Annotated in this window: 31 protein-coding genes and 2 pseudogenes; 7 read left to right on the top strand and 26 right to left on the bottom strand. The window is 69.7% G+C overall.

Annotated features, from left to right (window positions below):
• Positions 1-20: 20 nt before the first annotated feature.
• The 9 genes from QM568_RS03475 to rpsB form a co-directional block, all read right to left on the bottom strand.
• A complete protein-coding gene (locus tag QM568_RS03475) occupies positions 21-734 on the bottom strand; it encodes an alpha/beta hydrolase (RefSeq protein ID WP_415135930.1) in 714 nt (237 codons plus the stop codon).
• A gap of 2 nt (positions 735-736) precedes the next feature.
• Positions 737-1024 carry a hypothetical protein gene (locus QM568_RS03470; RefSeq protein WP_415135850.1) on the bottom strand — a complete coding sequence of 96 codons (288 nt, stop codon included), beginning with the start codon at positions 1022-1024 and terminating at the stop codon, positions 737-739.
• Positions 1025-1033: 9 nt separating this feature from the next.
• Entirely contained in the window at positions 1034-1672 is a 639-nt protein-coding gene (locus tag QM568_RS03465) for a transglycosylase SLT domain-containing protein (RefSeq protein ID WP_415135848.1), read from the bottom strand.
• 65 nt (positions 1673-1737) lie between these two features.
• Positions 1738-2310 (bottom strand): DivIVA domain-containing protein, encoded by a 573-nt coding sequence (locus QM568_RS03460; protein ID WP_415135846.1) that lies wholly within the window; start codon positions 2308-2310, stop codon positions 1738-1740.
• The gene (locus tag QM568_RS03455) at positions 2310-3440 is read right to left on the bottom strand and encodes a phosphatidate cytidylyltransferase (RefSeq protein ID WP_415135844.1); all 1131 of its coding nucleotides are present in this window, start codon (positions 3438-3440) and stop codon (positions 2310-2312) included. The genes QM568_RS03460 and QM568_RS03455 overlap by 1 nt, the downstream gene beginning before the upstream one ends.
• 6 nt (positions 3441-3446) lie before the next feature.
• A complete protein-coding gene (gene frr / locus QM568_RS03450; RefSeq protein WP_415135842.1) occupies positions 3447-4001 on the bottom strand; it encodes a ribosome recycling factor in 555 nt (184 codons plus the stop codon).
• Between the two features lie 67 nt (positions 4002-4068).
• Positions 4069-4785, bottom strand: coding sequence for a UMP kinase (gene pyrH, locus QM568_RS03445; RefSeq protein WP_415135840.1), 717 nt, complete (start codon positions 4783-4785; stop codon positions 4069-4071).
• A 91-nt stretch (positions 4786-4876) separates the two neighbouring features.
• Complete coding sequence (gene tsf, locus QM568_RS03440) at positions 4877-5704, bottom strand: translation elongation factor Ts (RefSeq protein ID WP_415135838.1); 828 nt, start codon at positions 5702-5704, stop codon at positions 4877-4879.
• A gap of 49 nt (positions 5705-5753) precedes the next feature.
• On the bottom strand, positions 5754-6602 hold the full coding sequence (rpsB, locus tag QM568_RS03435) for a 30S ribosomal protein S2 (RefSeq protein ID WP_415135836.1): 849 nt from the start codon (positions 6600-6602) through the stop codon (positions 5754-5756).
• Positions 6603-6920: 318 nt separating this feature from the next.
• On the opposite strand from rpsB, the gene QM568_RS03430 reads away from it, so the two are divergent.
• Positions 6921-7445, top strand: a complete 525-nt coding sequence (locus QM568_RS03430; protein WP_415135834.1) for a murein hydrolase activator EnvC family protein — start codon at positions 6921-6923, stop codon at positions 7443-7445.
• A gap of 20 nt (positions 7446-7465) precedes the next feature.
• Here the strand turns inward: QM568_RS03430 and QM568_RS03425 are convergent, their stop codons facing one another.
• The 10 genes and pseudogenes from QM568_RS03425 to QM568_RS03380 all read right to left on the bottom strand — a co-directional run bounded on the left by QM568_RS03425 (position 7466) and on the right by QM568_RS03380 (position 14776).
• Positions 7466-8368 carry a tyrosine recombinase XerC gene (locus QM568_RS03425; protein ID WP_415135832.1) on the bottom strand — a complete coding sequence of 301 codons (903 nt, stop codon included), beginning with the start codon at positions 8366-8368 and terminating at the stop codon, positions 7466-7468.
• A gap of 131 nt (positions 8369-8499) precedes the next feature.
• Positions 8500-8712: pseudogene (locus QM568_RS03420) on the bottom strand (hypothetical protein); the annotation flags it as partial.
• A gap of 24 nt (positions 8713-8736) precedes the next feature.
• Positions 8737-9390: pseudogene (gene dprA, locus QM568_RS03415) on the bottom strand (DNA-processing protein DprA); the annotation flags it as partial.
• A gap of 257 nt (positions 9391-9647) precedes the next feature.
• Positions 9648-11177 (bottom strand): YifB family Mg chelatase-like AAA ATPase, encoded by a 1530-nt coding sequence (locus tag QM568_RS03410; RefSeq protein ID WP_415135830.1) that lies wholly within the window; start codon positions 11175-11177, stop codon positions 9648-9650.
• Positions 11174-11536 (bottom strand): YraN family protein, encoded by a 363-nt coding sequence (locus tag QM568_RS03405; RefSeq protein WP_415135828.1) that lies wholly within the window; start codon positions 11534-11536, stop codon positions 11174-11176. The genes QM568_RS03410 and QM568_RS03405 overlap by 4 nt, the downstream gene beginning before the upstream one ends.
• Positions 11537-11634: 98 nt before the next feature.
• Positions 11635-11961 (bottom strand): DUF2469 family protein, encoded by a 327-nt coding sequence (locus QM568_RS03400; protein WP_415135826.1) that lies wholly within the window; start codon positions 11959-11961, stop codon positions 11635-11637.
• A gap of 49 nt (positions 11962-12010) precedes the next feature.
• On the bottom strand, positions 12011-12670 hold the full coding sequence (locus tag QM568_RS03395; RefSeq protein ID WP_415135824.1) for a ribonuclease HII: 660 nt from the start codon (positions 12668-12670) through the stop codon (positions 12011-12013).
• On the bottom strand, positions 12667-13401 hold the full coding sequence (gene lepB / locus QM568_RS03390) for a signal peptidase I (RefSeq protein WP_415135822.1): 735 nt from the start codon (positions 13399-13401) through the stop codon (positions 12667-12669). The genes QM568_RS03395 and lepB overlap by 4 nt, the downstream gene beginning before the upstream one ends.
• A gap of 119 nt (positions 13402-13520) precedes the next feature.
• Positions 13521-13868: a 50S ribosomal protein L19 gene (gene rplS, locus QM568_RS03385; RefSeq protein WP_415135820.1), complete on the bottom strand. Its 348-nt coding sequence runs from the start codon at positions 13866-13868 to the stop codon at positions 13521-13523.
• A 425-nt stretch (positions 13869-14293) separates the two neighbouring features.
• Entirely contained in the window at positions 14294-14776 is a 483-nt protein-coding gene (locus tag QM568_RS03380; protein ID WP_415135818.1) for an MFS transporter permease, read from the bottom strand.
• A 109-nt stretch (positions 14777-14885) separates the two neighbouring features.
• Between QM568_RS03380 and map the strand changes: the two genes are divergently transcribed.
• On the top strand, positions 14886-15668 hold the full coding sequence (map, locus tag QM568_RS03375) for a type I methionyl aminopeptidase (RefSeq protein ID WP_415135816.1): 783 nt from the start codon (positions 14886-14888) through the stop codon (positions 15666-15668).
• 19 nt (positions 15669-15687) lie between these two features.
• On the opposite strand, the gene QM568_RS03370 is transcribed toward map, so the two are convergent.
• Together QM568_RS03370 and QM568_RS03365 are read right to left on the bottom strand one after the other, a co-directional pair.
• On the bottom strand, positions 15688-16134 hold the full coding sequence (locus QM568_RS03370; RefSeq protein ID WP_415135814.1) for a pyrimidine dimer DNA glycosylase/endonuclease V: 447 nt from the start codon (positions 16132-16134) through the stop codon (positions 15688-15690).
• Positions 16131-16493, bottom strand: a complete 363-nt coding sequence (locus tag QM568_RS03365) for a class I SAM-dependent methyltransferase (RefSeq protein ID WP_415135812.1) — start codon at positions 16491-16493, stop codon at positions 16131-16133. Before QM568_RS03365 ends, QM568_RS03370 begins: the two co-directional genes overlap by 4 nt.
• Before the next feature lie 51 nt (positions 16494-16544).
• On the opposite strand from QM568_RS03365, the gene QM568_RS03360 reads away from it, so the two are divergent.
• Complete coding sequence (locus QM568_RS03360) at positions 16545-17138, top strand: histidine phosphatase family protein (protein WP_415135810.1); 594 nt, start codon at positions 16545-16547, stop codon at positions 17136-17138.
• Here QM568_RS03360 and trmD read toward each other — a convergent pair.
• Genes trmD through rpsP form a run of 4 tightly spaced genes read right to left on the bottom strand, consistent with a single transcriptional unit; the run spans position 17135 to position 19070 of the window.
• On the bottom strand, positions 17135-17824 hold the full coding sequence (trmD, locus tag QM568_RS03355) for a tRNA (guanosine(37)-N1)-methyltransferase TrmD (protein ID WP_415135808.1): 690 nt from the start codon (positions 17822-17824) through the stop codon (positions 17135-17137). The genes QM568_RS03360 and trmD overlap by 4 nt on opposite strands.
• A gap of 9 nt (positions 17825-17833) precedes the next feature.
• A complete protein-coding gene (gene rimM / locus QM568_RS03350) occupies positions 17834-18466 on the bottom strand; it encodes a ribosome maturation factor RimM (protein WP_415135806.1) in 633 nt (210 codons plus the stop codon).
• Entirely contained in the window at positions 18429-18659 is a 231-nt protein-coding gene (locus QM568_RS03345; RefSeq protein WP_217183775.1) for an RNA-binding protein, read from the bottom strand. The genes rimM and QM568_RS03345 overlap by 38 nt, the downstream gene beginning before the upstream one ends.
• Positions 18660-18665: 6 nt before the next feature.
• Positions 18666-19070, bottom strand: coding sequence for a 30S ribosomal protein S16 (rpsP, locus tag QM568_RS03340; protein WP_415135803.1), 405 nt, complete (start codon positions 19068-19070; stop codon positions 18666-18668).
• Between the two features lie 209 nt (positions 19071-19279).
• Between rpsP and QM568_RS03335 the strand changes: the two genes are divergently transcribed.
• Positions 19280-20431 (top strand): glutamate--cysteine ligase, encoded by a 1152-nt coding sequence (locus QM568_RS03335; protein ID WP_415135801.1) that lies wholly within the window; start codon positions 19280-19282, stop codon positions 20429-20431.
• A gap of 6 nt (positions 20432-20437) precedes the next feature.
• On the opposite strand, the gene QM568_RS03330 is transcribed toward QM568_RS03335, so the two are convergent.
• Positions 20438-21409, bottom strand: coding sequence for a sugar-binding transcriptional regulator (locus tag QM568_RS03330; protein ID WP_415135799.1), 972 nt, complete (start codon positions 21407-21409; stop codon positions 20438-20440).
• Between the two features lie 101 nt (positions 21410-21510).
• Here QM568_RS03330 and QM568_RS03325 point away from each other — a divergent pair, with 101 nt between their 5' ends.
• The 3 genes from QM568_RS03325 (at position 21511) to glpK (ending at position 25602) form a co-directional block, all read left to right on the top strand.
• Entirely contained in the window at positions 21511-23220 is a 1710-nt protein-coding gene (locus QM568_RS03325; RefSeq protein ID WP_415135797.1) for an FAD-dependent oxidoreductase, read from the top strand.
• Positions 23221-23309: 89 nt separating this feature from the next.
• On the top strand, positions 23310-24062 hold the full coding sequence (locus QM568_RS03320; protein ID WP_415135795.1) for an MIP/aquaporin family protein: 753 nt from the start codon (positions 23310-23312) through the stop codon (positions 24060-24062).
• A 25-nt stretch (positions 24063-24087) separates the two neighbouring features.
• On the top strand, positions 24088-25602 hold the full coding sequence (glpK, locus tag QM568_RS03315) for a glycerol kinase GlpK (RefSeq protein ID WP_415135793.1): 1515 nt from the start codon (positions 24088-24090) through the stop codon (positions 25600-25602).
• The last annotated feature ends 11 nt before the right edge of the window (positions 25603-25613 follow it).

The raw sequence follows: 25613 nt of genomic DNA, 5'->3' as shown, positions 1-25613 counted from the left end.
GCGGCGCCCGGCGGGTTCGGTCAGTCGACGGGCCAATGGGTCGGCAGCGGCAGGGCTCCGGGGTTGACCGCAGCGACGATCTCGGTGAGCACCCGCCGCGTCTGGCTCTCGCCGACCCAGAGGTGCTTGCCGCCCTCGACCGCGATCAGCCGCGCGTGCGGGATCGAGGCGAAGCGCTCGGCGGCTTCTGCAGGGCGCAGGAAGTCGTCGAGCTCCGGCACGAGGACGACAACTTCACGGTCGCTGTGCGCCCACGCCGCGACCTCCGCATCGGTCGCGCGGTGCAGCGGCGGCGAGAGCAGGATGATGCCATCGATGTCGTGCTCGCGGCCGTACTTCAGCGCGAGCTCCGTACCGAACGACCAGCCGACGAGCCAGGGGCGGGGAAGAGCGCGCTCCTGCACGATCTGCATCGCGGCGGCGACGTCGAGCCGCTCCGCCGCTCCCCCGTCGAAGGAGCCTTCGCTGGTGCCACGCGGCGAGGTCGTCCCGCGCGTGTTGAAGCGCAGCACCGCCAGCTCAGCCAGCGCGGGCAACCGCGCCGCCGCCTTGCGCAGGATGTGCGAGTCCATGAAGCCGCCGGCGGTCGGCAGCGGATGCAGCGTCACGAGAGTCGCGACGGGCGACGTCGACTCCGGCAGGGCGAGCTCTCCGACGAGGGTGAGCCCGTCGGCCGTGCGCAGCTCGATGTCCTCCCGGCGCGCGGGCAGCTCGAGCGGGCCGCGGATCTCCATGGTCATGCAATCCTCCAGCAATGGGTGTGCCAGTGTCTGCGCGCGGCGAGGTCCGCCGCGTCTCCGAGCACGCCGTCGGCGCGCCAAGCGACGAGGTGAGCGGCGCCCTGGTCGATCGAGCATCCGCATCCGGGGCACACGTAGTCCTTCTGCGCCTGCGGCGCCGAAATCGGCTGCACCGTCCACTCGATCCCCCGGCGCACCTCGGTGCGCTTCCACGACGCGAGCAGGCGCTCGAGCGAGTCTTCGGAATCAGGGCGCGACGGACGGCGCTTGCGCGAGCGGGGCACGACGTGCCGTCACCACCAGTGGTTCCGGGTCCAGAAGTTGTAGGCGCCTTCCCAGCTGCCGTACCGCCCGACGGCGTAGCCATTGCCCCACCGCAGGTTGTCCACGGGGTTGTAGCCGTTGCCCGGCACCTTGCTGCACGGGAGCGCCTGGACGAGTCCGCAGGCGCCCGATGAGCGGTTGGTCGCGTTCGGGTTCCAGCCGCTCTCCTTGGAGACGATGTAGTTGACGTACGGCCAGTCGGATTCGGCGATTCCAGCGGCGGCCATCCACTCGGCGGGTGCTCCCCCGCCCGTGTAGGGCGCCAAGGACCCGCCGCCCCCGCCACCGGTGGACGCGGTGGTCGGCGTCGGCTTCGGCGTGACGTAGACGCTGAAGGTGCCGCGCGGGGCCGGAGCGATCGCCGCCCCCTCGACGGTCACGGTGAGATCCTGCGTGTCGGCGAGGGCCAATGAGTACATCGACTCCTCGGCAGCCTCCGCCGACGGATCGGCGAGGGCGACAGCCGTCGGCGCCACCATCGCAGCGGCGAACCCGACGACGGCGAAACCTGCCAGCACGCCCGACGCACGCCGACGGACCGTGCCGCTGCGCGACGACAGGGCGCCGACGCTCGGCCGAGTCGCCAGGTCTTTTCGGGAGGAAGTCATGTCGTTTCGGGAGTTCACGATGCCTGGGAGTCTACCGCGAGAGCCTGAATCCCTCGTGTGAACTCTCAGCGAACGGCCAGGATGACGTCGACCGCCGCGTCGAGCAGGGCATCGACCTGCTCCTCGCGATAGCCCCCGCGTTGCATGCGGAACGCGGCCGAGCGCAGCTGCTCCGCCGTGAGCGGCTCGCCGTCGCGCAGATACCGCACGATCCGGCTCGACACGTGGTCGACCTCGTCGATCCGGTATCCGAATGCGAGCATCCCTGTCCGTGCGAAGCGGTGCTTCGCTGGGCGCGCGAGGTGGTCGAGGATCTCCTGCGCGTCTGCACGCGCCTGCTCCACCCACGCGCCCGCGCCCTGGCGGCGCACGACGCGCTCGCGTTCGCGGGCGGCGAGGGCGTCCTCCACCCGGGCGAGCGCCGCGTCGACTTCGGCCACTGCGTAGCCGCCCTTGACGAGCGGGAACGACGCCACGCGCACATCGGCGGCCGTGAGGTCGTCTCCCGCCCCCTCGAACGCCTGGCGAGCAGCGGCGAGGAACGTGTCGACGGCGGCGCGGTGATACCCGCGCTCGCGCCCATGGGTCAGGGAGAACATCGGCTCCTCGGCGCGAGTCGTCGTGTCGGAAGAGGTCATCACAGCACCACCCAGGGAGAGAGGAGGAAATACAGGCACAGTGTCGGGATCGTCGACAGCAGGATGCTGTCGAGTCGATCGAGGACGCCGCCGTGACCGGGCAGCCAGGAGCTCATGTCCTTGATGCCTATGTCGCGCTTGAGCATCGATTCGCCGAGGTCTCCGAGGGTCGCGGAGAGCAGGATCGCCGTGCCGAAGATCACACCGGCCCACCACGGCAGCTCGAGCAGGAAGAGGGCGAGCAGGACGCCGGCGGCGATGGAGGCGACGACCGCACCCGCGAACCCCTCCCACGTCTTCTTCGGGCTGATCCTGGGCGCCATCGGATGCTTGCCGAAGGCGAGTCCGCTCGCATAGGCGCCGGTGTCGGCGGCGACGGCGATGACGATGAAGCTCAGCACCCACCACTGGCCGCCCTGCTGCCGCAGCAGGATCAGCGCCATGGCGGCGAGGAACGGGACGTACACCTGCACGAAGCCGGCGATGACGGCGTCGCTGAGCACGTCGCCGTAGGTGCGTCCGTCCTTCGCCACCATCTGCGCGACGAGCCGCCACACGATGACCAGGGCGACGGCGAGGAACAACAGCGCCCAGACCAGCCAGATCTGCACGAAATACGCCGGGACGACGATGAGGGCGGCGGCCACGAGCTGCGGTACGACGTCGACACGGCGTCCGGCGCCGCGCAGAGCGAGAGCGAGCTCGTACGTTCCCAGCAGCGCCGCCGCCAGTGCGAACGGCACGAAGAAGACCTTCTCGAACACCAGCGAGGCCAGCAGGGCCGCGCCGATGGCGAGGCCGATGAGTATCGCGCCGATCAGGTCCCTGCCCGTGCGCTGCTTGATGCGCTCATTGGCCTGGTCGAGCTGGTCGCGGGCATGCGTGACGTGACTCTCGAACTCGCCGCGCGCTGCGCGCCACTGCTCGCGGATCGCGTAGTGATCGCCGGTATCGTGCTCGGTGGCATCGCCGACCGGGAGCGGCGGGCGCGGTGGGATGGCCTCGGCGTCGAAGGCGGGGAACGCCTCGTCGCCAAGAGGCACGCCGCCGGAGAGCGGGGCTGAACCGGACGCTCTACGGCGCTGCAGCGGCGCGCCGTCGCCGGCGCCGCGCGAATCGTCGTCGGACATTCCCGATCAGACCTCGAGGAGCTCTGCCTCTTTGCGCTTGAGAGCGTCGTCGACCAGGTCGACGTGCTGGCGCGTGATGGCGTCGAGCTCCTTCTCACCGCGGGCGATCTCGTCCTCGCCGACCTCGCTCTTGAGCGCGTCGAGCTCGTCCTTGCCCTTGCGGCGGATGCCGCGGATGTGCACCTTCGCGTCCTCGCCCTTCGACTTCACGAGCTTGACGTACTCCTTGCGGCGCTCAGCCGTGAGCTCGGGCATCGTCACGCGCACGACGTTGCCGTCGTTCGTGGGGTTCGCGCCGAGGTTGGGCATGTCGCGGATCGCCTGCTCGATGGCCTTCAGCGCCGACTTGTCGTACGGCGTGATGAGGAGCGAGCGCGCCTCGGGGTTCGCCAGGGAGGCGAGCTGACCCAGCGGAGTCGGTGTGCCGTAGTAGTCCACGAGCACCTTCTGGAACATCTGGGGGTTCGCCCGGCCCGTGCGGACCGTGGCGAAGTCCTCCTTGGCGGCTTCGAGCGCCCGCGTCATGCGTGAGGTGGTTTCAGCGAGGACATCCGCGATCACGGTGACTCCTATCGTCGTGGCGTTCTGAGAATTCTATCGGGCGCGCACCCGGCGACCGGTGCGGCGCTCAGGCGGTGACCAGGGTGCCGATGGGCTCGCCGAGCAGCGCACGGGTGACGTTGCCGACCGGCTCCATGCCGAACACCCGCATGTCCATGTTGTTGTCCATGCACAGGCTGAACGCGGTGGAGTCGACGACCTTGAGGCCGCGCTGCAGCGCGTCGCGGTACGTGACGCGGTCGATCCGCTCGGCGTCGGCGTGCTTGTTGGGGTCAGCGGTGTAGATCGCGTCGACGCCGTTCTTGGCGACCAGCACCTCCTGGGCACCGATCTCGAGGGCGCGCTGCGCGGCGACGGTGTCGGTGGAGAAGTACGGCAGGCCGGCGCCGGCGCCGAAGATCACGACGCGGCCCTTCTCCATGTGGCGCTCGGCGCGCAGCGGGATGTACGGCTCAGCGACCTGGGTCATCGAGATGGCGGACTGCACGCGGGTGGGAGCTCCTGCCTGCTCGAGGAAGTCCTGCAGAGCGAGGGCGTTCATGACCGTGCCGAGCATGCCCATGTAGTCGGCGCGCCCCCGGTCCATGCCCCGCTGGCTGAGCTCCGCCCCGCGGAAGAAATTGCCTCCTCCGACGACGACGGCGATCTCGATGCGGTCGACCGCTGCGGCGATGTCGCGCGCGATCTGGCTGACGACGTCAGGGTTCACGCCGAGTTGGCCGGCGCCGAACGCCTCGCCGGAGAGCTTCAGGAGGACGCGGCGGCGTCCGGAGCGTGCGGTCATGAATGTAGTCCTCTCGTCCCGATTCAAGATAGTGCCTCGTGGGCATGAAGAAGGGGTCCGGATCATCGTGATCCGAACCCCTTCGACGGTGTTACGCGCCGACCTTGAAGCGCGCGAAGTCCGTCACGGTGATACCGGCGTCCTTCGCCACCTGGGCGACCGACAGCTTGTTGTCCTTCGCGTAGTCCTGCTCGAGCAGGGCCACCTGCTTGATGAACGCGGAGACCCGGCCCTCGACGATCTTCGGCAGGGCGGCCTCGGGCTTGCCCTCGTTGCGGGAGATCTCGGTGACGATCTCGCGCTCCTTCTCCACGGCGTCCGCGGGGACGTCCTCACGGGAGAGGTAGGACGGGTTCGCGAACGAGATGTGCTGCGCGATGCTGCGAGCGGTCTCGGCGTCGTCACCCGTGTAGGCGACGACCACGCCGATCTGCGGCGGCAGGTCCTTGCTCGTGCGGTGGAGGTAGACCTCGACCTTGTCACCGGTGATGGTGCGCACGCGGCGCAGCTCGACCTTCTCGCCGATGATCGCAGCCTCTTCGGAGATCACGGTCTCGACGGTCTTGTCGCCGGCCTCGGCGGCGAGGGCGGCCTCGACCGAGTCGGCCTTGACAGCGGAGACGGCGTCGGCGACCTTGTCGGCGAGCGCGATGAAGCGCTCGTTCTTCGCAACGAAGTCGGTCTCGCAGGCGAGCTCGAGGAGCGTCACTGCGCCCTCCTGCTCGCGAGCGACGACGAGGCCCTCGCTGGTCGAGCGGTCAGCGCGCTTGGCGTTGCCCTTGGCGCCCTTCAGGCGCAGGATCTCGGTGGCCTTCTCGACGTCTCCGTCGGCCTCCTCGAGCGCCTTCTTGGTGTCGACCATTCCCGTTCCGAGCTGCTCACGCAGCGCCTTGAGGTCGGCGATGGTGAAGTTGGCCATGTGTGGTGGCTCCTTGCTTCGTAGGTGTGTGTGCGTGACTACGCGGGGATTACTTGGCGTCGGCGTCGGCGGGGGCCTCTGCGGCCTCTGCCTCTGCGGCGGGAGCCTCTTCGGCCGGAGCCTCGACAGCGGCAGCGTCGACGGCGGTGCCCTCGAGGAGCTCCTGCTCCCACTCGGCGAGCGGTTCGGCGTCGCCGACCTCGGGGTTGTGCTTCTGCTGCAGGCCCTCGGCGGCGGCATCCGCGATGATGCGGGTGAGCAGGGCGACGGAGCGGATCGCGTCGTCGTTGCCGGGGATCGGGTACTGGAAGTCGTCGGGGTCGGCGTTGGTGTCGAGGATGCCGATCACCGGGATGCCGAGCTTCTTGGCCTCATCGATGGCGAGGTGCTCGCGCTTGGCGTCGACGACCCACAGCGCCGACGGCGTCTTGGTGAGGTTGCGGATGCCGCCGAGCGACTTGTGCAGCTTGTCGAGCTCGCGCTTCTTGAGCAGGAGCTCCTTCTTGGTGAAGCCGGAAGCGGCGGGGTTGTCGTAGTCGAGCTCCTCGAGCTCCTTCATGCGGGCGAGACGCTTCGCGATGGTGGAGAAGTTGGTGAGGAGGCCGCCGAGCCAGCGCTGGTTCACGAAGGGCTGGCCGACGCGCGTGGCCTGCTCCGCGAGGATCTCCTGCGCCTGCTTCTTGGTGCCGACGAAGAGGATGGTGCCGCCGTGCGCGACGGTCTCCTTGACGAAGTCGTAGGCCTTGTCGATGTACCCCAGCGACTGCTGCAGGTCGATGATGTGGATACCGCTGCGCTCGGTGAGGATGAAGCGCTTCACCTTCGGGTTCCACCGACGGGTCTGGTGTCCGAAGTGCACGCCGCTGTCGAGCAGCTGGCGGATGGTGACCACAGCCATGGTCGTCTCCTGGTTCTGGCGCGGGGCGCCGTTGAGGTTGTCGCCGATCGGTCGATCGGACTTCCTGGTGCCCGGCGCACGCCCGCCCTCTCGGAAGAAGGACCTGTGGGTGTGGATGCCGCGTCGTCCGCCTGTCGGCGGATGCCGCTCTGGGCACGCGTAGTCACCCCGATTCCGAGGTGCCCCACCAGCATACAGGATGGACGCCGCCGGAACTCGCCCTGCACAGCACGGGTTCACTGACGACTTCTCCCCTACGCCGTTCCTGACGGCATCCGCGCTCCTCGCTCCAGGGCGCTCCTGCGCGAAGGTGATCGCATGCACCCGTTCCTGAAGTTCTCGCTGCTGCTGTTCGCCGTGCTCCTGTGGTCCGGTTCCGCGCCTCCCGCAGCGTCGGCACCCGCGGCGCCCGGTGCCGCCGACGCAGGCGACTGGCTCTGGCCGGTCGACGGACGACGCGAGATCGTCGCCGCGTACCGGGCACCCGCGCACGAGTACGGGGCAGGGCATCGCGGCGTCGACATCGCCGCGCCCATCGGCACGACGGTGCGCGCACCGGCCTCCGGCATCGTCGCGTTCCGCGGCACCGTCGTCGATCGCCCGCTGATCACGATCGCGCACGAAGGCGGCTTTGTGACGACGTTTGAACCGGTGCTCTCCGAGCTCGCGGTCGGCGACGGCGTGGAGGCGGGCGACATTGTCGGCACGGTCGATCGCGGCGGGCACACGCCGCCAGGGGCCCTCCACATCGGCGTGCGACTGCACGGCGCGTACATCAATCCGATGCTGCTGTTCGGAGAGGTCCAGCGGGCGGTGCTGCTGCCCTGCTGCGACCCTCCATGACAGGCGCAGGATGCCGGCGCTCAGGCGCGCGGATGTGCGAGGCGGTAGGCGGCCGTCAGCCTCTCGCTGGAGACGTGGGTGTAGATCTGCGTCGTGCCAAGGCTCGCGTGCCCGAGGATCTCCTGGACGGCGCGGAGATCGGCCCCGCCGTCGAGCAGGTGCGTCGCCGCGGTGTGCCGCAGGGCGTGGGGGCCGATCGTGTCGGCGCCGACGACCGGCGAGAGCGCTGCGGCCACGACCGCGTACACGGTGCGCGGTCCGATGCGCGCTCCTCGGCTGCCCAGGAACAGCGCGGGGCTCTCCGCCTGGGCACAAGCCGCTGTCGCCGGACGGCCGCGTGTCAGATAGGCACCGACAGCCGCTGCGGCGGGGGCTCCGAACGGGACGACGCGCTCCTTCGACCCCTTGCCGAGCACTCGCGCCGTCCTCCGCTCCAGGTCGACGTCGTCGATGTCGAGGCCGCACAGCTCCGACACGCGGATGCCGGACGCGTAGAGCAGCTCGAGCATCGCGTGGTCGCGCAGCGCAGCGGCATCGCCCTCCATCGCGGCCAGCCGCATGCGGTCCAGCAGCGCCGTCATCGCATCTTCGGACGCGACGGCGGGCAGCGGCCGGCCGCGCTTGGGCGTGATCAGGCGCAGGCTCGGATCGTGGGCGATGAGCCCCTCATCGAGCGCCCAGCCGAAGAACGATCTCGCCGCCGCAGCGCGCCTGGCCAGGGTAGAGCGGGCGTCGCCGCGCTGCGTGGCCCGCCACAGCCAGTCGCGGAGCGTCTCGAGATCGACGCCGCCGAGCTCCCGCTCGCCCACAACGGCGCCGAGGTCGCGCAGGTCCGTGCGGTACGCCCGCACGGTCGCCGGCGAGAGCCTGCGCACATGCGTGAGATGCGCGGCGAAGGCGTCGGCGGCAGCAGGGAACTCCACGCCTCCAGCATCGCGGCGCCCATCGCGAAGGGCCTCCCGGCACGCCGGTGTTCGGGCGGGCCGGCCCGGCATCCGCACGCACACCGCCACCCGGCATCCGCACGCTAAGCCCCTCCGCTCGTGCGCCGCCATCCGGAGCCGGCGCGCTGCACGATGCCCTCGAGCTCGAGCAGCCCCAGCATCGCGACGATGCGGTCTGGTGCCAGTCCGCTTCTGCGTGCGAGCTCGAGCACAGGGACCGCCGTGCGCGTGCTCAGTGCGTCGAGCAGCCGTGTCTGATCGGGGTTGCCTCCTCCTGCCGATGACGCCGGCGGTGGGAGCTCGCTCTGCCACAGCTCCCGCACTTCCGCCGTGGTCGTCACGCAGCGCGCGTCGTACTCGCGCAGCAGCCGGTGGCACCCGGCCGACGACGCCGACGTCACCATCCCAGGCACCGCACCCAGCGGACGACCGAGCGCGGCGGCGTGCCCCGCCGTGTTGATCGAGCCGCTGCGCCAGCCGGCTTCGACGACGACGGTGGCGCGACCGAGGGCGGCGATCATGCGGTTGCGAGAGAGGAAACGCCATTTGGTGGGAGCCGTGCCGCACGGCACCTCGCTCACCACCGCCCCGCGTTCGGCGATCCGATGCAGCAGGTCCCGGTGTCCCTGCGGATAGGGGCGGTCCACTCCCCCGGCGAGCAGGGCCACCGTCGGCCCCTCGACGCCGAGCGCGGCCCGATGCGCCGCGCCGTCGATGCCGTACGCGCCTCCGGAGACGATCACCGTGCCGGACGCGGCGAGATCACCGGCGAACTCGGCCGCGATCATGTCGCCGTACCCGGACGACGCCCTGGCGCCGACGATCGCCACCCGGCTGTCCGCACGGAGCAGCTCGGCGTCGCCGCGCACCCACAGCATGCTCGGCGCGTGCACGCCGAGGTCGTCGGCGGCGTCGGGCCACTCCTCGTCGCCGGGCAGCACCAGCCGTGCGCGCGCCGACGCCGCACCCCGCAACGCGTCGTCGACGGCGTCTTTCGACATCCGAGGCCGCCAGCGCCTGAAGCCCTCCTCCAGCGCACGCCCTCCGGCCCCTGGTGGGATCAGAGCCGCACCAGGGTCGACCGCGACGCGCAGCGCCTCGATGGCCCCCAGTTCGCCGATGAGGGCGCCGGCCACCCCGTCGCCGGGCTCGGCGATCACGTTCCATGCCACGCGCGCGATCACCTCGGCGGGGTCCCGCGCTGCGTGCGCCTTCTCCGCCGCGCTCATCAGCGCCGCGTCCTCCAGCAGCCGTCCGATCATGATCCGCTCCCCCTCTTCAGATACAGCGCCCTGCCGATCTCGTCGCGCCCCGGGCGGTCGATCCCTGCGAGATCCGCCATCGTCCAGGCCAGCCGCAGGACGCGGTCGTAGCCGCGCAGCGTGAGCACTCCGCGTTCAAGCGCGCGATCGAGCGGGCCTCGCGCCGCGGCGTCGATGCGCTGCTCGCCGTGGCGCAGCCAGGTCCCTGGGACCTCGGCGTTCAGCCGCCATGGCGTCGCCGCCAGCCGGAACGCTGCGCGCTCCCGCGCGGCGATCACCCGCTCGCGGGCCTGCGCGGTGGTGAGTCCGGCGCGTTCGGCGGCCGTGGCACGCGCGGCCGCGACGCGCGCGACCTGCAGTTCGATGTCGATGCGGTCGCGCAGCGGCCCGGAGAGCCGACCGGCGTACCTGCGGATCGCCAGCGACGGGCACACGCACTCCGCGCCGCGCACGCCGTAGTTTCCGCACGGGCACGGGTTCATCGCCAGCACGAGCTGGAAGCGGGCCGGAAAGCGCGCGTGGAAGCCCGCCCTGTGCACCTCGATGGCGCCGGACTCCAGCGGCTGGCGCAGGGCGTCGAGCGCGACCCTGCTGAACTCCGCCGCCTCGTCGAGGAAGAGGACGCCTCGGTGCGCCCGCACGATCGCACCGGGTCTGACGACCCGCGAGCCGCCGCCGACGAGCGCGGCGACGGACGCGCTGTGGTGCGGGGCCTCCAGTGGTGCGACGAGGTCGAGCCCCGTGATCGGCTGCCCTGTGAGCGATCGGATCGATGCGACCTCGAGCGCCTCCTCCTCGCTCAGCTGCGGGAGGATCCCTGGAAGCCGCCGCGCCAGCATCGTCTTGCCTGCACCAGGCGGCCCGGCAAGGAGTATGTGATGACCGCCGGCCGCAGCGACGACGAGCGCGTCGACGGCATCCTCCTGCCCGACGACCTCGGCGAGTTCGAGCATCTCCCCTCGTCCGCCTTCGACCGCTGGCACCGGGACGGGTTCGACCGCTGGCACGGGGACGTCGGCGCCGTGCCAGACCGCGACCTCGGCGAGGCTCGCCGCCGGACGCACCTCGATGCCGGGCACGAGGCGCGCCTCGGCGGCGTTCGCCACCGGCACCACCACGCGCTCGAAGCCGGCGCGGGCAGCCGCGAACACCGCGGGGAGCACGCCGGGCACTGGCCGCACGCGTCCGTCGAGGCCGAGCTCGCCGATGTGCACCGTGCGGGCGATCGACTGTCGCTGCAGCGAGCCGCCAGCCGCGAGCGTCGACACGGCGATGCTGAGATCGAAGCCCGAGCCTTGCTTGGGCAGGCTCGCGGGCGAGAGGTTCACCGTGAGCCGTCGGCGCGGAAGGTCGAGGCCGGCGTTCTTGCACGCGTTGTGAACTCGTTGCACGGCCTCGCCGAGCGCCTTGTCCGGCAGGCCGATGATCCGGAACTCCGGGGTCTGATTCGACAGGTCCGCCTCGACCTCGACGAGGTGCCCGTCGACGCCGGTCAGCGCCACCGCCCACGTGCGCGCGGTGCTCATGTGAGGTCCCTCAGGTGCTCCAGCGTGCCGGCATCGACATCGGCGCCGACGATGCCGATCGCCTCGAGCCGCACCCGCGGCACCCGCGGCCGTTCGGGATGCGCGTCGATCCAGGCGTGGGCGAGCTGCCACAGACGGCGGAGCTTGCGGGCGTCGACCGCCTCGAAGGGATGCCCGAAGGCGATGGAGCGCCGCGTCTTGACTTCGACGACGCACAGCACGCCCGCATCGCTGGCCACGATGTCAATTTCGCCCTGCGCGCAGCGCCAGTTGCGGTCGAGGATCTCGTACCCGCACGTGGTCAGATAGCGGACGGCACGTTCCTCGCCGGCCCTGCCGAGATCGTCTTTCGCTGCCATGACGACAGCCTCATGGACATCGTCCAGCGCCCGATCGGGCGCTCAGCGCCGTGACGCTGAAGTGCGCACAACCCGCCGGATCGGCGGCATGTGCAGAGTCACTCGCCGTCGAGAGACAACTCCTGCGGCAGCTCGAACTCGCGGCGCTGCAGCTCCTCGACGTTGACGTCCTTGAACGTCAGCACACGCACAGCCTTCACGAACCGGTCGGCGCGGTAGATGTCCCAGACCCACACATCGGTCATGGAGATCTCAAAGTAGAAGTCGTGCTCGGTGTCGCGGCGGACCACGCTGACCTCGTTGGCCAGGTAGAAGCGCCGCTCGGTCTCCACGACGTAGGCGAATTGGCCGACGACATCGCGGTACTCGCGGAACAGCGCCAACTCGAGTTCACGGTCGTAGTCGTCGAAGGCTTCGTCATCCATGATGACTCCATCCTATGGTCGCGACGGCGGCCGGGCCGAATGCGGCGTCTCAGAACAGCGTCGGGGCGTCGGCGATCGCCCAGGATGCGCGGTGGTGCGGAGAGAGGCCGAGCGTGCGGATCGCCGCGCGGTGCTCGGCGCTGGCATAGCCCTTGTTGCGATCCCACTGGTATTCCGGGTAGGTCCCGTGCAGCTCGACCATCAGCGCGTCCCGCGCGACCTTGGCGATCACCGACGCCGCCGACACCGACGCGCAGTCGCGGTCGGCCTTCACCTGCGCTCGCACCCGCAGCGGCTCGGGGTGCACGCGAGAGACATAGTCGTGGTTGCCGTCGAGGAGCACGAGAGCACCCTCCACGGCGACACCCTGCGCGACGACGCCCTGCACGGCCCGCGAGGCCGCGAGCCCGAGCGCGCGCATGATGCCGCCATCGTCGACCTCGGCGGCACTCGCCCAACCGATGGCGGATGCCTGCACCCACGCCGCCGCGCGGGCGGCCACATCCGGCCGCCTCTTCTCGGTGACGAGCTTCGAGTCGCGCAGCCCCTCCGGCACCCGCCGACGCACCCCCGCGGCATCCATCACCGCGGCGCCGACCGCCACGGGACCGGCCAGCGCTCCCCGTCCGACCTCGTCGAGGGCGATGATGAGCTCGCAGTCGGCGAGCAGCCGGCGCTCGAGCGTCAATCGCGGGGCGGTGAGCGTCATTCCGGATCCGGTACGCCGTTGAAGGTGTCGTGGTGGCCGTCGATCAGGCCGAAGCGGTTCAGCGGCCACGTGGTCAGGAACGCCTTTCCGACCACGTTCTCCAGCGGCACGAATCCGCCGCTGGGCAGTTCCTGGTGCGCGCGGGAGTCCCGCGAGCGGTCGCGGTTGTCGCCGAGGAGCCACAGCGAGTCGTCTGGAACGGTCACGTCGAAGGGAGTGTTCGACGCCGACGTGTCCCCCGCCGGAAGGTTCAGATAGTCGAGCTCGTCGATGGGGGCGCCGTTGACCGTGATCTGGCCGAGCGCGTTGCAGCAGACCACGTGGTCGCCGGGCAGCCCGATGACACGCTTGACGAGGTGATCCTGCGAGTCGCTCGCGGAGATCCCGACGAGGTTCAGCACCCAGTCCACCGCTTGGACGAGCGGAGGCTGCGCAGGGGTGGCGGGCACGGGGTCCAGCCAGCCCCCCGGATCCTTGAACACGACGACGTCACCGCGCTCGTAGTCGGTCCACCTCGGAGTGAGCTCGTCGACGAGGATCCGGTCGTTCACCAGGAGGGTGCGCTCCATCGACGCGGACGGGATGTAGAACGACCGAACGACGAACGTCTTCACCACGAACGAGACGAGAGCGGCGATCACGACGATCACCAGCACGTCGCGGAGGAAGATCAGGAACCCGCGCCCCCTCTTCGCCGTTGGCGTGGGCGCGGACGCGGATTCAGACGACATCGGGTTCCTTCACAGACTCACGCCGCGCGACGGCGGACCATACAAGGTTCGCACACCCCGCCATGAAGAAAGCACCCCGGGACGTCGTGTCCCGGGGTGCTTCGAGGAAAGCGTGCGACTCAGCGGTCGCGCTTCTCCTTGATCTTCGCCTTCTTGCCGCGGAGCTGGCGCAGGTAGTAGAGCTTCGCGCGACGCACGTCACCGCGGGTGACGACCTCGATGTGGTCGATCACCGGGGAGTGCACCGGGAAGGTGCGCTCGACGCCCACCTGGAAGCTGATCTTGCGAACGGTGAAGGTCTCGCGCACACCGTCGCCCGAGCGGCCGATGACGACGCCCTTGAAGACCTGGATGCGGGAGCGGGTGCCCTCGGTGATGTTCACGTGGACGTTGACCGTGTCGCCGGCGTTGAAGTCCGGGATGTCGGAACGGAGCGAAGCCGCATCGACGGCGTCGAGGATCTGCATGATCGTCTCTCTCTGCACTCGCCTCAGGTCGGTTGCATGTTTCATAGGAATAAGAACGGGAGTGCGCCGTACGGAGCAGTCGCTTCCGCGGGTTCCCCTGAGGCAGAACCGGTCACGGCACAAACAGCCATTCTGCCATGGAACACCCGCGCCACCAAAACGACCCTCGACCTTCTCACCAGACTCCAGGAAAGCCCTGGAACGGCCCCGAGACGAAAGGTAGAGGATCGGTGCTGGTCGGTTTGTCGGGTACGGATGCCGGTGCGCCGGCGTGTCGGGCAGGATCCGCCCGACATACGGCAATCGGCCCGACAAAGTGCCCGCCAGCTGCCAGCATCCGTTCATCGAGCACGGCGCAGGACGTCTCGTCTCGTAACCGGCCCCCTCGCGGGCCGACCGACGTCAGGAAAGCCCTGAGAACGCGCTCAGTCGCGGATCTCACTCTCGCGGATCACGATCACCTCGTGGTCGGAATCGGCGCGCGCGCCGCCGTCGCGGATGCTCGTCCAGGCGATGGTCTCGCGGATGCGGGTGCCGCTGCCCCGTGCCTCGTTCCACAGCTGCCACAGCTGCAGCCAGATCAATGCGATGCCGACGACGATCGCCCCGGTGAGCAGCCACGCGAAGGCGCCTTCGATGAAGCATCCGACGGCGATGGTCAGCAGGTGCCACAGCGAGAAGCCGAGCACGTCCCACCAGGAGACGACGCGATCCGTGCGCACCGAGGGGCGGGAGCGGGTGAGGACGGTGAGCAGGAGCTGCCCGAGGAACACCGAGGGCACCGCGATGAACAGCACCCACAGCATGCCCCATCCGGCGCGGAAGACGATGCCGCCCAGGATGAGCCACGCGGGCAGCACGAAGGCGGCAGGGAAGAGCCAACGGAAGAACGCCTCACGCAACCACATGCACAGCATGCTACGTCGCAGCCGGCGCTCTCGTCGGCGTGTTCGCTGTGAGCACGCGGCGGCCGGACGTCATCGCATCGGGGAGAATGGACAGGACGAGAGGATTCCCATGATCGAACTGCGCACCCCTGCCGAGATCGACGAGATGCGCGCCGCCGGACGCTTCGTCGCCGAGACGCTGGCGACGCTGCGCGACGAGACCGGTGTCGGCACGAACCTGCTCGCGATCGACCGCCGTGCACACGAGCTCATCCGGCGGGCCGGTGCGGAGTCCTGCTACATCGACTACGCGCCGTCGTTCGGACGGGGGCCCTTCGGCAAGGTCATCTGCACGTCGGTGAACGACGCCGTGCTGCACGGTCTCCCTCACGACTACACCCTGCGCGACGGCGACCTCGTGACCCTCGACTTCGCCGTCTCCGTCGACGGCTGGGTGGCAGACTCTGCCGTTTCGTTCGTCGTCGGCACGCCCCGCGACGAGGACCTCGCCCTCATCGAGACGACCGAGCGCGCGCTGGACGCCGCCATCGCCGCGGCCGTCGTCGGCAACCGCATCGGCGACATCTCCGCCACCATCGGCGACATCGCCCACGCCGCCGGCTACACCGTCAACCTCGACTTCGGCGGTCACGGAGTAGGGCGCACGATGCACGGCGACCCGCACGTCGCGAACGACGGCCGCGCCGGACGCGGGTTCCCCCTGCGCGCCGGCCTCGTCCTCGCCCTGGAGCCCTGGTTCCTCGCCACGACCGACGAGCTCGTCACCGACCCGGACGGGTGGACGCTGCGCAGCGCCGACGGCTCGCGCGGGGCGCACTCCGAGCACACGGTCGCCATCACCGACGACGGCCCGATCATCCTCACCGACCGCACGTTCCTCGGCGTCGGCTGAGCCACCGCACCGGGAGCTCTCACGCTCCAGGCCGCGCGCGCTCCCAGCTCGCGACCGGCCCGTCGACGACGCGGAAGAGCGGATGCGGCGCCGGGACGGCGACATCCGCCCACAGCGCGAGCCGATCCGGGTCGCGCACGGCGAGCTTTCCGGAGAGGTGCGCCCATTCGAGCGCGAGCTGCCCGGTCGTGACGTCGATCGTCGGGGACTCCGACGTCGATGAGCCATCGATCCGCGCGCGGTCGAAGCGGTATCCGCGCGCATCGGCCTCCTCGGCGACACCGCGGAGATAGGCGGCGACCGCGGCACGCGACGCGTCGCTGCCGCGGAAGCGCTCGAGCTGCGGATGCCGGTCGTATCCGCGCGTCCGGCCGGCGAGTACGGCCTGGGCGAGCAGGGTCTCCCGCCAGCACGCGAGGAGGCCCTGGCGGTCGAGATACCGCGGATGCAGAGACCAGATCCTCATGCCCGGCGGTAGAGGAAGAGGTCCGTCACGATCGGGAGATCGAATTCGGTGCGGCCTGCGGTACGCTCGGACGCATCCGGCACGGGGATGCTCTCGGCGGTTCCGACGAGGGCCTCCACCTTGGGGAGCTTCGCCCGGAGCACGTCGAGCATCGCGGCGGCCGGTTCGACGGCGACGACGCGTTCGGCCCGGCCGAGGAGCTGCTCGGTGAACGTGCCGGTGCCCGCCCCCGGATCCAGCACCGCGCCGACGGGGCGCGGGATCAGCATCTCCGCGACCGCCGCGGGGAACCCGGGCCGGAACCGGTCGTAGTCCGCTCCGGTGCGCTCGAATGATCTCGCCAGCATCTCATCGACCATGATCCGACGCTATCAGCGCGGCGGTCGCACCCCCTGTGCGATATTGAGTGCATGCTCCCCGAGGACCGTCACGTGCCGGCGCGCCTGTTCCTCGCCCGGCACGGCCAGACCGTGTGGAATCTCGAGCACCGTCTGCAGGGCCAGCTCGACTCGCCCCTCACCGCGGAGGGGATCCGTCAGGCCGAGGCCGTCGCCGAGAAGCTCGCGGGCGCCGCCATCCTGACCATCTGCTCGAGTCCCCTCGGACGGGCGCTGCGAACCGCCCTCATCATCGCCGAACGCCTCGGCGCCGAGCTCATCGAGGTCCCCGATCTCGCCGAGGTGCACCACGGCGACCTCGCAGGTCTCACCTGGGACGAGATCGACGAACGCCATCCCGGTGCCAGGCAGGAGCGGGCGGCGAACCGCTACGGCTGGGCGTTCCCCGGCGGGGAGAGCTACGCCCAGGCGCGCACCCGCGCACGGCGGGCGCTGTCGGCCTGCGGCTGGGCGGCGACGGGAGCGCCCCTGCTGGTCAGCCACGAGATGATCGGACGGATGCTGCGCGCCGAGCTGCGCGGACTCGACGCCGCCCACGCCCTCGCGCTCCGGCATCCGCACGGCGTCGTCTTCGAGATCGGGAACGGCGTCGAGCGGATGCTCTAACCGTCCAGCAGATCAGGCCGACGCGTGCGCGTCCGCTCCAGCTGCTGCTCGCGCCGCCAGGCCGCGATGCGCGCGTGATTGCCGCTGAGCAGCACCTCCGGCACAGCCCGGTCGCGCCAGATCGACGGCTTCGTGTACGACGGGTACTCGAGGAGGCCGTCTTCGTGCGACTCCTCGACGAGACTCTCCGGGTTGCCCACGACGCCGGGGATGAGGCGTCCGATGGCCTCGATCATGGCCATGGTCGCGACCTCTCCCCCGTTGAGCACGTAGTCGCCGAGGCTGATCAGGCGGACCTCGCCGATCGTCGCGGCGTAGTCGAACACGCGCTCGTCGATGCCCTCGTACCGGCCGCACCCGAAGATCAGATGCTCTCTGGCGGCCAGCTCACGGGCCTTCGCCTGCGTGAAGACCTCGCCCGCCGGCGAGGGGAAGATGATCGTCGGCACGGCGGATGCGCCGGTGGCGAGCTCGTCGAGGGCGAGGCCCCAGGGCTCCGGCTTCATCACCATGCCGGCACCGCCGCCGTACGGGGTGTCGTCGACCGTGCGGTGCCGGTCGCTGGTCCACTCGCGCAGGTCGCGCACGTGCAGCTCGAGCAGACCGGAGTCGCGCGCCTTTCCGAGGAGCGAGAGGGTCAGCCCGTCGAAGTAGGACGGGAAGATCGAGAGGACATCGATGCGCACGGCGTCGGCTCACTCGGCCGCTTCGGCGACAGCATCCTCTTCCGCGGCATCCGGAAGCTCTTCGAAGAGACCCGCCGGAGGGGTGACGACGACACGGCCACCGGCCACGTCGACCGTCGGCACGATCGCCTCGACGAACGGAACCATGACCTCGGCGCCGTCGGAGGCGGCGGCGACGATGAGCAGATCCTGCGCGGGGAAGTGGTCGACGCGCACGACCTTGCCGACCACGACGTCATCGCGGACGACGTCGAGCCCGACGAGCTGCTGGTCGAACCACGCGTTCTCCTCGACCTCCTCGGCGTCGTGGTCGATCCACAGGATCGCCCGCACGAGACCCTCGGCCGCTGTGCGGTCGTCGACGCCGTCGAAGAACGCGACCGGATTGCCGTTCATCACGCGGTACTCGCGCACCGTGATGGTCTTGCCGTGCCAGGCGGATGCCTCGGGCACCTGCAGCGTGAACTCGGCCCCCGGCACGAACCGGCGCTCCGGGTTGTCGGTGTACAGCTCGAGCTTGAGGGCGCCCTTGAGGCCGTGGGCCTTGACGAGACGCCCGACGCGCAGCTGGTTCTTGCCCTGGTTCTTGTCCTTCGGCGCCACGTCAGTCGTCCGCGACGTCGACGCGCACGCGACGCCCATCGGCCAGGGCGGCGATGAGCGTGCGCAGTGCCTTGGCGGTGCGGCCGCCGCGCCCGATCACGCGTCCACGGTCGTCGGGGTGCACGCGCACCTCGAGCAGGTCGCCTCGCGGCGAGGTGGAGGCGTTGATGCGCACATCCTCCGGGTGATCGACGATCCCCTTGACGATGTGTTCGAGCGCGGCGGCGAGCACGGCGGATTACTCGGCGTCGGCCTCGGCGGCGGGGGCCTCCTCTGCGGGGGCCTCCTTCTTCTCCGCCTTGGGCTTGATGACCGACTTCTTCGAGGCGTCGACCTCGAACGCGGTCTTCTCGCCGGCGACCTTGAGGGTGGACTTCGCGTCCTTGTCGCCCTTGAACTTGCCCCAGTCGCCCGTGATCTTGAGGATCGCGGTGACCTGCTCAGTCGGCTGCGCGCCGACGGACAGCCAGTACTGGGCGCGCTCGGAGTCGACCTCGATGAACGAGGGCTCCTCGGTGGGGTGGTACTTGCCGATCTCCTCGATCACGCGACCGTCGCGCTTGGTGCGCGAGTCGGCGACGACGATGCGGTAGTAAGGCGCGCGGATCTTGCCCAGGCGCTTGAGACGAATCTTGACAGCCACGATTCTCCTGAATGGTGTGGAAGGAAACGAACCGATCGCCTGGAGAGTGGGGCGCACACCCGGCGGAAGCTCTGAAGGGGTGGAAGAGTGCTGGATAGAGGGTCGAGCACGTCGTCCAAACCTCTATTGTGCCAGATGCCCCGCAATGTGGCGAAACGCGACGACACGGCGTGTGCGGATGAGGCGCCGACGCGTGCCAGACTGTGCTCGTGAAGCTCGAATTCGCTCCATCCGCCCGCTCCACCGTCGGCCTCGAATGGGAGATCATGCTCGCCGATCCGTCGAGCGGAGATCTCGTCGGGCGCGCCCCGGAGCTGCTGATCGCGTTGGAGGAGGAAAGCGCCGACGAGCGCCACACCGTCACCGGCGAGCTGCTGACGAACACCATCGAGGTGACCAGCGGCATCGGAAGCTCGGTGGCTCACGCGGTCGACGACGTCGCGCAGGCGATCGCCGCGGTGCGCGCCGCCACCGACCCCGCAGGCATCGAGCTCCTCTCCGCCGGGAGCCACCCGTTCGCGCAGTGGTACGAGCAGCAGGTGACGGACAAGACCCGGTATCACAAGCTCATCGAACGCACGCAGTGGTGGGGCCGGAACATGATGATTTGGGGCATCCACGTGCATATCGGCGTGGAGGACCACCGCAAGGTGTTCCCCATCATCAACAGCCTCGCGGCCTACCTGCCGCATCTGCAGGCGCTGGCGGCGTCGAGCCCCTTCTGGGCGGGCGAGCGCACCGGCTACGCCTCGAACCGCGCGCTCGTCTTCCAGCAGCTGCCGACGGCGGGCCTGCCCTGGCCGCTGCACGATTGGTCGCAGTTCGAGGCCTACCTCGACGACATGGTGCGCACCGGCGTGATGGCCGACGCGTCCGAGGTGCGCTGGGACATCCGCCCCGCGCCCCGCTGGGGCACCATCGAGGTGCGTGCGTGCGACGGCATGTCGACCCTTCCCGAGCTCGCCGCGGTCGCCGCGCTCATCCAGGTGCTCGTCGAGCACTTCTCCCGGCAGCTCGACGAGGGCCGCACCCTCGACGAGCTGCCAGCGTGGTACCACCGCGAGAACAAGTGGCGCGCCGCCCGCTACGGGCTCGACACCCGCGTGATCGTCGACGCCGCCGGAGGACAGCGCGAGGTGCGGGACCACCTGACGGAGACGATCGAGCAGCTGGCGCCGATCGCCGTCGACCTGGGGTGCGCGCGCGAGTTCGCCAGCGTGACCCGCATCCTCGACGACGGGGCGAGCTACGCCAGGCAGGTGGCGGTGGCGGCTGCCGCCGACGGCGATCTCTCCGCGGTCGTGCAGCACCTGATCAGGGAGTTCCGCTCGGGTCCGGTCACCTCCACGCACGACGACTGAGCGCGCTCAGCCGTCGACGAGCCTGCGCGCGAGCCCCTCGTCCAGGACCACGTCGGTGACGAGGTCGGCGGCGATCGCCGAGCGCAGGCTGATGAGCTTCGGGACGCCGGAGACGACGCACACGCGCCGCGGGACCCGGCGAAGCCGATCCAGGTCGGGACCGGTGGCCCTGGCATTGAGGCGGATGTCCCGCCACGATCCGTCCGCGCGGAAGAACACGGTCGCGACATCGCCGATCGCGTGGTCCTCGCGGAGGCTGCGGTAGTCGTCGCGGCTGAGGTAGCCGCCCACGTACACGCGGCTGGGCACCTCGGCTGCGGGCGAGCCGACGCTGAAGACGGCGATGTCCATCTTCGCCTGCAGGTCCAGCACCCGCCGGGTGCTGCGCTCGCGCCACATCGCCTCGCGCGTGTTGGGGTCATCGAAGAAAGCAGGCACCGGGAACTGCTGCACCTGGGCGCCGAAGGCGCTCCCGAACCGTTGGAGGATGTCGCTGGAGTACTCCACCCCGCTGGTCTGGGTGTTGCCGGCGCCGTTGAGCTGCACGAACGTCGTGTTGTGCGTCTCCTTCTGGATGAGACCGCGGCTGACGGCGCTGATCGTGGATCCCCAAGCGACGCCGATGATCATGTTGGAGTCGACGAACTGCGACAGCAGCCGCGCTGCGGTCAGGGCCACGCGTTCCAGGCGCTCCACCTCGCTGAGGATCTCGGGCATCGGCACGACATGCGCGGCGACGTGATAGCGATCGCGGATGCGCTGCTCGAGCATCCCGAGGCGCTCCAGCGGCGAGTTGATCCGGATGTCGACGAGGCCGCTCTCGCGCGCGAAGCTCAGCAGCCGCGAGACCGATGAGCGCGAGGTGCCGAGTTCCCGCGCGATCACCTCCATGGTCTTGTCCTGCATGTAGTAGAGCTGCGCTGCGGTGAGCGCGGCGATCAGCTTCGAATCGCGCGATGGCGCGGCGGCGTGGGTCATCGATGCCTCCTCGCCACCGATCTTTGCACATATGTGCAGTCGCCTTGCGCGCGCGGAGATCAGGGTCGATGCTGGTGGCGAGCAAGGAGAAGGGGTCGAAGATGATCGAGTCGACACATTCATCGGCAGAGCGCGACGTCGTGCGCGCTGTTCGTGAGAGCGGGCGCACCAGCGTCCTCATCATCGGCGCCGGGATCAACGGCATCTCGACGTTCCGCGATCTGGCGCTGCAGGGAGTGGACGTGCTCCTCGTCGAACGCGGCGACTTCGCCTCCGGCGCTTCGGCGGCGTCGAGCCACATGATCCACGGCGGTATCCGCTATCTGGAGAACGGCGAGTTCCGCCTCGTGCGCGAGTCGGTCCAGGAGCGCAACGGGCTCCTGAAGATCGCCCCGCACTACGTGAAGCCCCTGCAGACGACGATCCCGATCTACTCGACGTTCTCGGGTATCCTCTCCGCTCCGCTCCGCTTCCTCACGCACAAGAGCGGAAAGCCGCAGGAGCGCGGCGCCTTCCTCATCAAGGTCGGCCTGACGATCTACGACACGTTCTCGCGCGATGGCGGCAGCGTCCCCCGGCACCGCTTCCTCGGACGCAGGAAGGCGCTGGCCGACCTGCCGTCGCTCGACCCGAAGATCAAGTACACCGCGACCTACTACGACGCCTCGATGCACGACCCGGAGCGCCTCGCGCTCGACGTGCTGCAGGACGGCCGCGCCGCCCACCCCGGCGCCATCGCCCTCAACTACGTCGAGGCGATCGGCCGCGACGGCGACAAGGTGCTGCTGCGCGACCGCGAGAGCGGCACCGAGTTCACCGTCGCGAGCGACGTCGTCGTGAACACCTCGGGCCCCTGGACCGACCTGACCAATGAGGCCCTCGGCGAGACGACCCGTTTCATGGGCGGCACCAAGGGCTCGCACATCGTGCTCGACCACCCGGAGCTCCTCGACGCCACCCGCGGTCGCGAGATCTTCTTCGAGCACTCCGACGGACGCATCGTCCTCATCTACCCGCTCAAGGGCCGTGTGCTCGTCGGGACCACCGACATCGACGCCGACCCGCGCGAGGCCCCGGTGTGCACGCAGGAGGAGATCGACTACTTCTTCGACCTCATCCACCACGTCTTCCCGCAGATCTCGGTGACCCGCGATCAGATCGTGTACAACTTCTCCGGCATCCGCCCCCTCCCCCGTCACGAGGACACGGCCCCCGGATTCGTGTCTCGCGACTACCGCATCGAGGTGGACGACAAGGGAGCCGTCCCTCTCGTCAGCCTCGTCGGCGGCAAGTGGACGACCTTCCGCGCTCTCGGCGAGTCGCTCTCGAACGTGGTGCTCGGCCTCATCGAGCGCACCCGCACGGTCTCGACGGCAGGGCGGGCCATCGGCGGCGGTCGCGACTTCCCGCGCACCGAGAAGGCACGCCGCATCTGGATCCAGGAGAACCTTCCCGGCGCAGGCGTTCGCGCCAACCGCCTCCTCGCGCGCTACGGCACCCGTGCCGCGGACGTGTGGGAGTACATCGAGCAGGGACCGGATGCGCCCCTCGCCGGCGGCGACCTCTCCACGCGCGAGCTCGAGTGGATGGTGCACAACGAGATGGTCGCGCGCCTGGAGGACGTCGTCCTGCGCCGTACGAGCATCGCCTTCGTCGGAGATGCCGACGCCGAGGTGCTCGACGAGCTTGCCGATGCGCTGGCGCCCCTGCTCGGCTGGGACCGCACCCGCCACGACGCCGAGATCGAGCAGACCCGTCTCCTGCTGAACGAACGACACGGACTCGACATCCCGTCCCCCGCCCGCGGCTGACAGGATGCCAGACCGCCGCCCTCGATACGGCGCAACTCCCACCGCGACAGGCAGAGGGGCTCTGTCGCACAAGAAAGGTCAATGAAGACATGACTGATGTGAATCTCGGTCTCTACTTCCTGTCCGAGCTGGTCGGCACCGCGTTGCTCCTCCTCCTCGGATGCGGAGTCGTCGCGAATGTCGTGCTCACGAAGAACAAGGGCTTCGGCGGCGGCTTCCTGATGATCAACTGGGGTTGGGGCCTCGCCGTGTTCGCCGGTGTCCTCGCCTCCGCGTACTCCGGCGCGATCCTGAACCCCGCCGTCGGCATCGGCCTTCTGGTGGCCGAGAAGATCACGTTCACGGTGTTCCTCGTGGCGACGGCGGCTGAGCTCGTCGGCGCGATCATCGGCGCGATCGTGTGCTGGCTCGCCTACAAGCAGCACTTCGACGAGGAGCCGGATGCCGCGAACAAGCTCGGCGTCTTCGCCACCGGCCCCGCGATCCGCTCCTACGGATGGAACCTCGTCACGGAGATCGTCGGGACCTTTGTGCTCGTGTTCGTCATCTTCGCGTTCGCCGACTACGGCGACATCGCGGTCGGCACCCCCGGCGGCCTCGGCCCGCTCACGGCGCTGCCGGTCGCCCTCCTCGTCGTCGGCATCGGCGCCTCGCTCGGCGGCCCCACCGGCTACGCCATCAACCCGGCCCGTGACCTCGGTCCGCGCATCGCCCACGCCATCCTGCCGATCAAAGGCAAGGGATCCAGCGACTGGTCGTACGCGTGGGTCCCGGTCGTCGGCCCGCTCATCGGCGGTGTGCTCGCCGCTCTCGCAGCCCCTGTGCTGCTCCACCTCGCCTGACCCCTGAATTCAAAGGAGAACAACCATGGCTGACTACATCATCGCCATCGACCAGGGAACCACCTCCAGCCGCGCGATCATCTTCGACAAGAAGGGCAGCATCGTCGCGACCGGCCAGAAGGAGCACGAGCAGATCCTGCCGCAGGCCGGCTGGGTCGAGCACGACGCGGCCGAGATCTGGCGGAACGTCCAGGAGGTCATCGGCCTCGCGCTCAGCCGCGCCGACCTCACCCGCCACGACATCGCGGCGGTCGGCATCACCAACCAGCGCGAAACCGCGGTCGTCTGGGACAAGAACACCGGCGAGCCCGTGTACAACGCGATCGTCTGGCAGGACACCCGTACGCAGGCCATCGTCGACCGCCTCGCTGCCGACGGCGGTGTCGACCGCTTCAAGCCGGTCGTCGGCCTGCCGCTGGCGACCTACTTCTCTGGCACCAAGATCGCGTGGATCCTCGAGAACGTCGAGGGCGCGCGGGAGAAGGCCGAGGCCGGCGACCTGCTCTTCGGCACCACCGACTGCTGGGTCCTCTGGAACCTCACCGGCGGCGTCGACGGCGGCGTGCACGCGACCGATGTCACCAATGCCTCTCGGACGCTGTTCATGGACCTCGAGACGCTCCAGTGGCGCGACGACATCCTCGAGGCGTTCGGCGTGCCGCGCTCGATGATGCCCGAGATCCGCTCCTCCTCCGAGGTCTACGGCACGGCCGAGGACTCCTCGCTCCTGCGCGAGACCCCGATCGCCGGCATCCTCGGCGACCAGCAGGCGGCGACCTTCGGTCAGGCCGCATTCAACGCGGGTGAGAGCAAGAACACCTACGGCACCGGATGCTTCCTCATCTTCAACACGGGTGAGGAGATCGTCCACTCGAAGAACGGTCTGCTGACCACCGTCGGCTACAAGCTCGGCGACCAGCCGACGCACTACGCGCTCGAGGGCTCGATCGCCGTCACCGGATCGCTGATCCAGTGGCTGCGCGACCAGCTGGGCATCATCTCCGCAGCCCCCGAAGTCGAGGAGCTCGCGCGTCAGGTCGAGGACAACGGCGGCGTCTACATCGTCCCCGCCTTCTCGGGTCTGTTCGCACCGTACTGGCGTCCCGACGCCCGCGGCGCGATCGTCGGCCTCACCCGCTACGCGAACAAGAACCACATCGCGCGCGCAGCCCTCGAGGCCGTCGCCTTCCAGACCCGCGACGTGCTGGACGCGGTGAACGCGGACGCCGGGGTCGACCTCACCGAGCTCAAGGTCGATGGCGGAATGGTTGCCAACGACGCGCTCATGCAGTTCCAGGCCGACGTGCTCGGCGTTCCGGTGGTGCGTCCTGTCGTCGCCGAGACGACCGCGCTCGGCGCCGCCTACGCCGCGGGCCTCGCGGTCGGCTTCTGGAACGGCCTCGACGACCTGTCGGCCAACTGGCAGGAGGACAAGCGCTGGGAGCCGTCGATGGAGTCCGACGAACGCGACCGGCAGCTGCGCCTGTGGCGCAAGGCCGTCACGAAGTCGATGGACTGGGTCGACGACGACGTGAAGTGATCGCAGGACGA

Origin of the sequence: Microbacterium sp. (genome assembly GCF_047607465.1) — a bacterium.
Classification (GTDB): Bacteria; Actinomycetota; Actinomycetes; order Actinomycetales; family Microbacteriaceae; genus Microbacterium.
Note: the sequence above shows the minus strand (reverse complement) of the source record. Positions and strands in the feature narration are given on the sequence as shown.

Bases quoted from the DNA above. Each gene is read 5' to 3' on its own strand.
- QM568_RS03475 (WP_415135930.1), bottom strand. From the start codon at position 734: ATGGAGATCCGCGGCCCGCTCGAGCTGCCCGCGCGCCGGGAGGACATC.
- QM568_RS03465 (WP_415135848.1), bottom strand. From the start codon at position 1,672: ATGACTTCCTCCCGAAAAGACCTGGCGACTCGGCCGAGCGTCGGCGCC.
- QM568_RS03460 (WP_415135846.1), bottom strand. From the start codon at position 2,310: ATGACCTCTTCCGACACGACGACTCGCGCCGAGGAGCCGATGTTCTCC.
- QM568_RS03455 (WP_415135844.1), bottom strand. From the start codon at position 3,440: ATGTCCGACGACGATTCGCGCGGCGCCGGCGACGGCGCGCCGCTGCAG.
- pyrH (WP_415135840.1), bottom strand. From the start codon at position 4,785: ATGACCGCACGCTCCGGACGCCGCCGCGTCCTCCTGAAGCTCTCCGGC.
- tsf (WP_415135838.1), bottom strand. From the start codon at position 5,704: ATGGCCAACTTCACCATCGCCGACCTCAAGGCGCTGCGTGAGCAGCTC.
- rpsB (WP_415135836.1), bottom strand. From the start codon at position 6,602: ATGGCTGTGGTCACCATCCGCCAGCTGCTCGACAGCGGCGTGCACTTC.
- QM568_RS03430 (WP_415135834.1), top strand. From the start codon at position 6,921: ATGCACCCGTTCCTGAAGTTCTCGCTGCTGCTGTTCGCCGTGCTCCTG.
- QM568_RS03410 (WP_415135830.1), bottom strand. From the start codon at position 11,177: ATGAGCACCGCGCGCACGTGGGCGGTGGCGCTGACCGGCGTCGACGGG.
- QM568_RS03405 (WP_415135828.1), bottom strand. From the start codon at position 11,536: ATGGCAGCGAAAGACGATCTCGGCAGGGCCGGCGAGGAACGTGCCGTC.
- QM568_RS03400 (WP_415135826.1), bottom strand. From the start codon at position 11,961: ATGGATGACGAAGCCTTCGACGACTACGACCGTGAACTCGAGTTGGCG.
- QM568_RS03395 (WP_415135824.1), bottom strand. From the start codon at position 12,670: ATGACGCTCACCGCCCCGCGATTGACGCTCGAGCGCCGGCTGCTCGCC.
- lepB (WP_415135822.1), bottom strand. From the start codon at position 13,401: ATGTCGTCTGAATCCGCGTCCGCGCCCACGCCAACGGCGAAGAGGGGG.
- rplS (WP_415135820.1), bottom strand. From the start codon at position 13,868: ATGCAGATCCTCGACGCCGTCGATGCGGCTTCGCTCCGTTCCGACATC.
- QM568_RS03380 (WP_415135818.1), bottom strand. From the start codon at position 14,776: ATGTGGTTGCGTGAGGCGTTCTTCCGTTGGCTCTTCCCTGCCGCCTTC.
- map (WP_415135816.1), top strand. From the start codon at position 14,886: ATGATCGAACTGCGCACCCCTGCCGAGATCGACGAGATGCGCGCCGCC.
- QM568_RS03370 (WP_415135814.1), bottom strand. From the start codon at position 16,134: ATGAGGATCTGGTCTCTGCATCCGCGGTATCTCGACCGCCAGGGCCTC.
- QM568_RS03365 (WP_415135812.1), bottom strand. From the start codon at position 16,493: ATGGTCGATGAGATGCTGGCGAGATCATTCGAGCGCACCGGAGCGGAC.
- QM568_RS03360 (WP_415135810.1), top strand. From the start codon at position 16,545: ATGCTCCCCGAGGACCGTCACGTGCCGGCGCGCCTGTTCCTCGCCCGG.
- rimM (WP_415135806.1), bottom strand. From the start codon at position 18,466: ATGGGCGTCGCGTGCGCGTCGACGTCGCGGACGACTGACGTGGCGCCG.
- QM568_RS03330 (WP_415135799.1), bottom strand. From the start codon at position 21,409: ATGACCCACGCCGCCGCGCCATCGCGCGATTCGAAGCTGATCGCCGCG.
- QM568_RS03325 (WP_415135797.1), top strand. From the start codon at position 21,511: ATGATCGAGTCGACACATTCATCGGCAGAGCGCGACGTCGTGCGCGCT.
- QM568_RS03320 (WP_415135795.1), top strand. From the start codon at position 23,310: ATGACTGATGTGAATCTCGGTCTCTACTTCCTGTCCGAGCTGGTCGGC.
- glpK (WP_415135793.1), top strand. From the start codon at position 24,088: ATGGCTGACTACATCATCGCCATCGACCAGGGAACCACCTCCAGCCGC.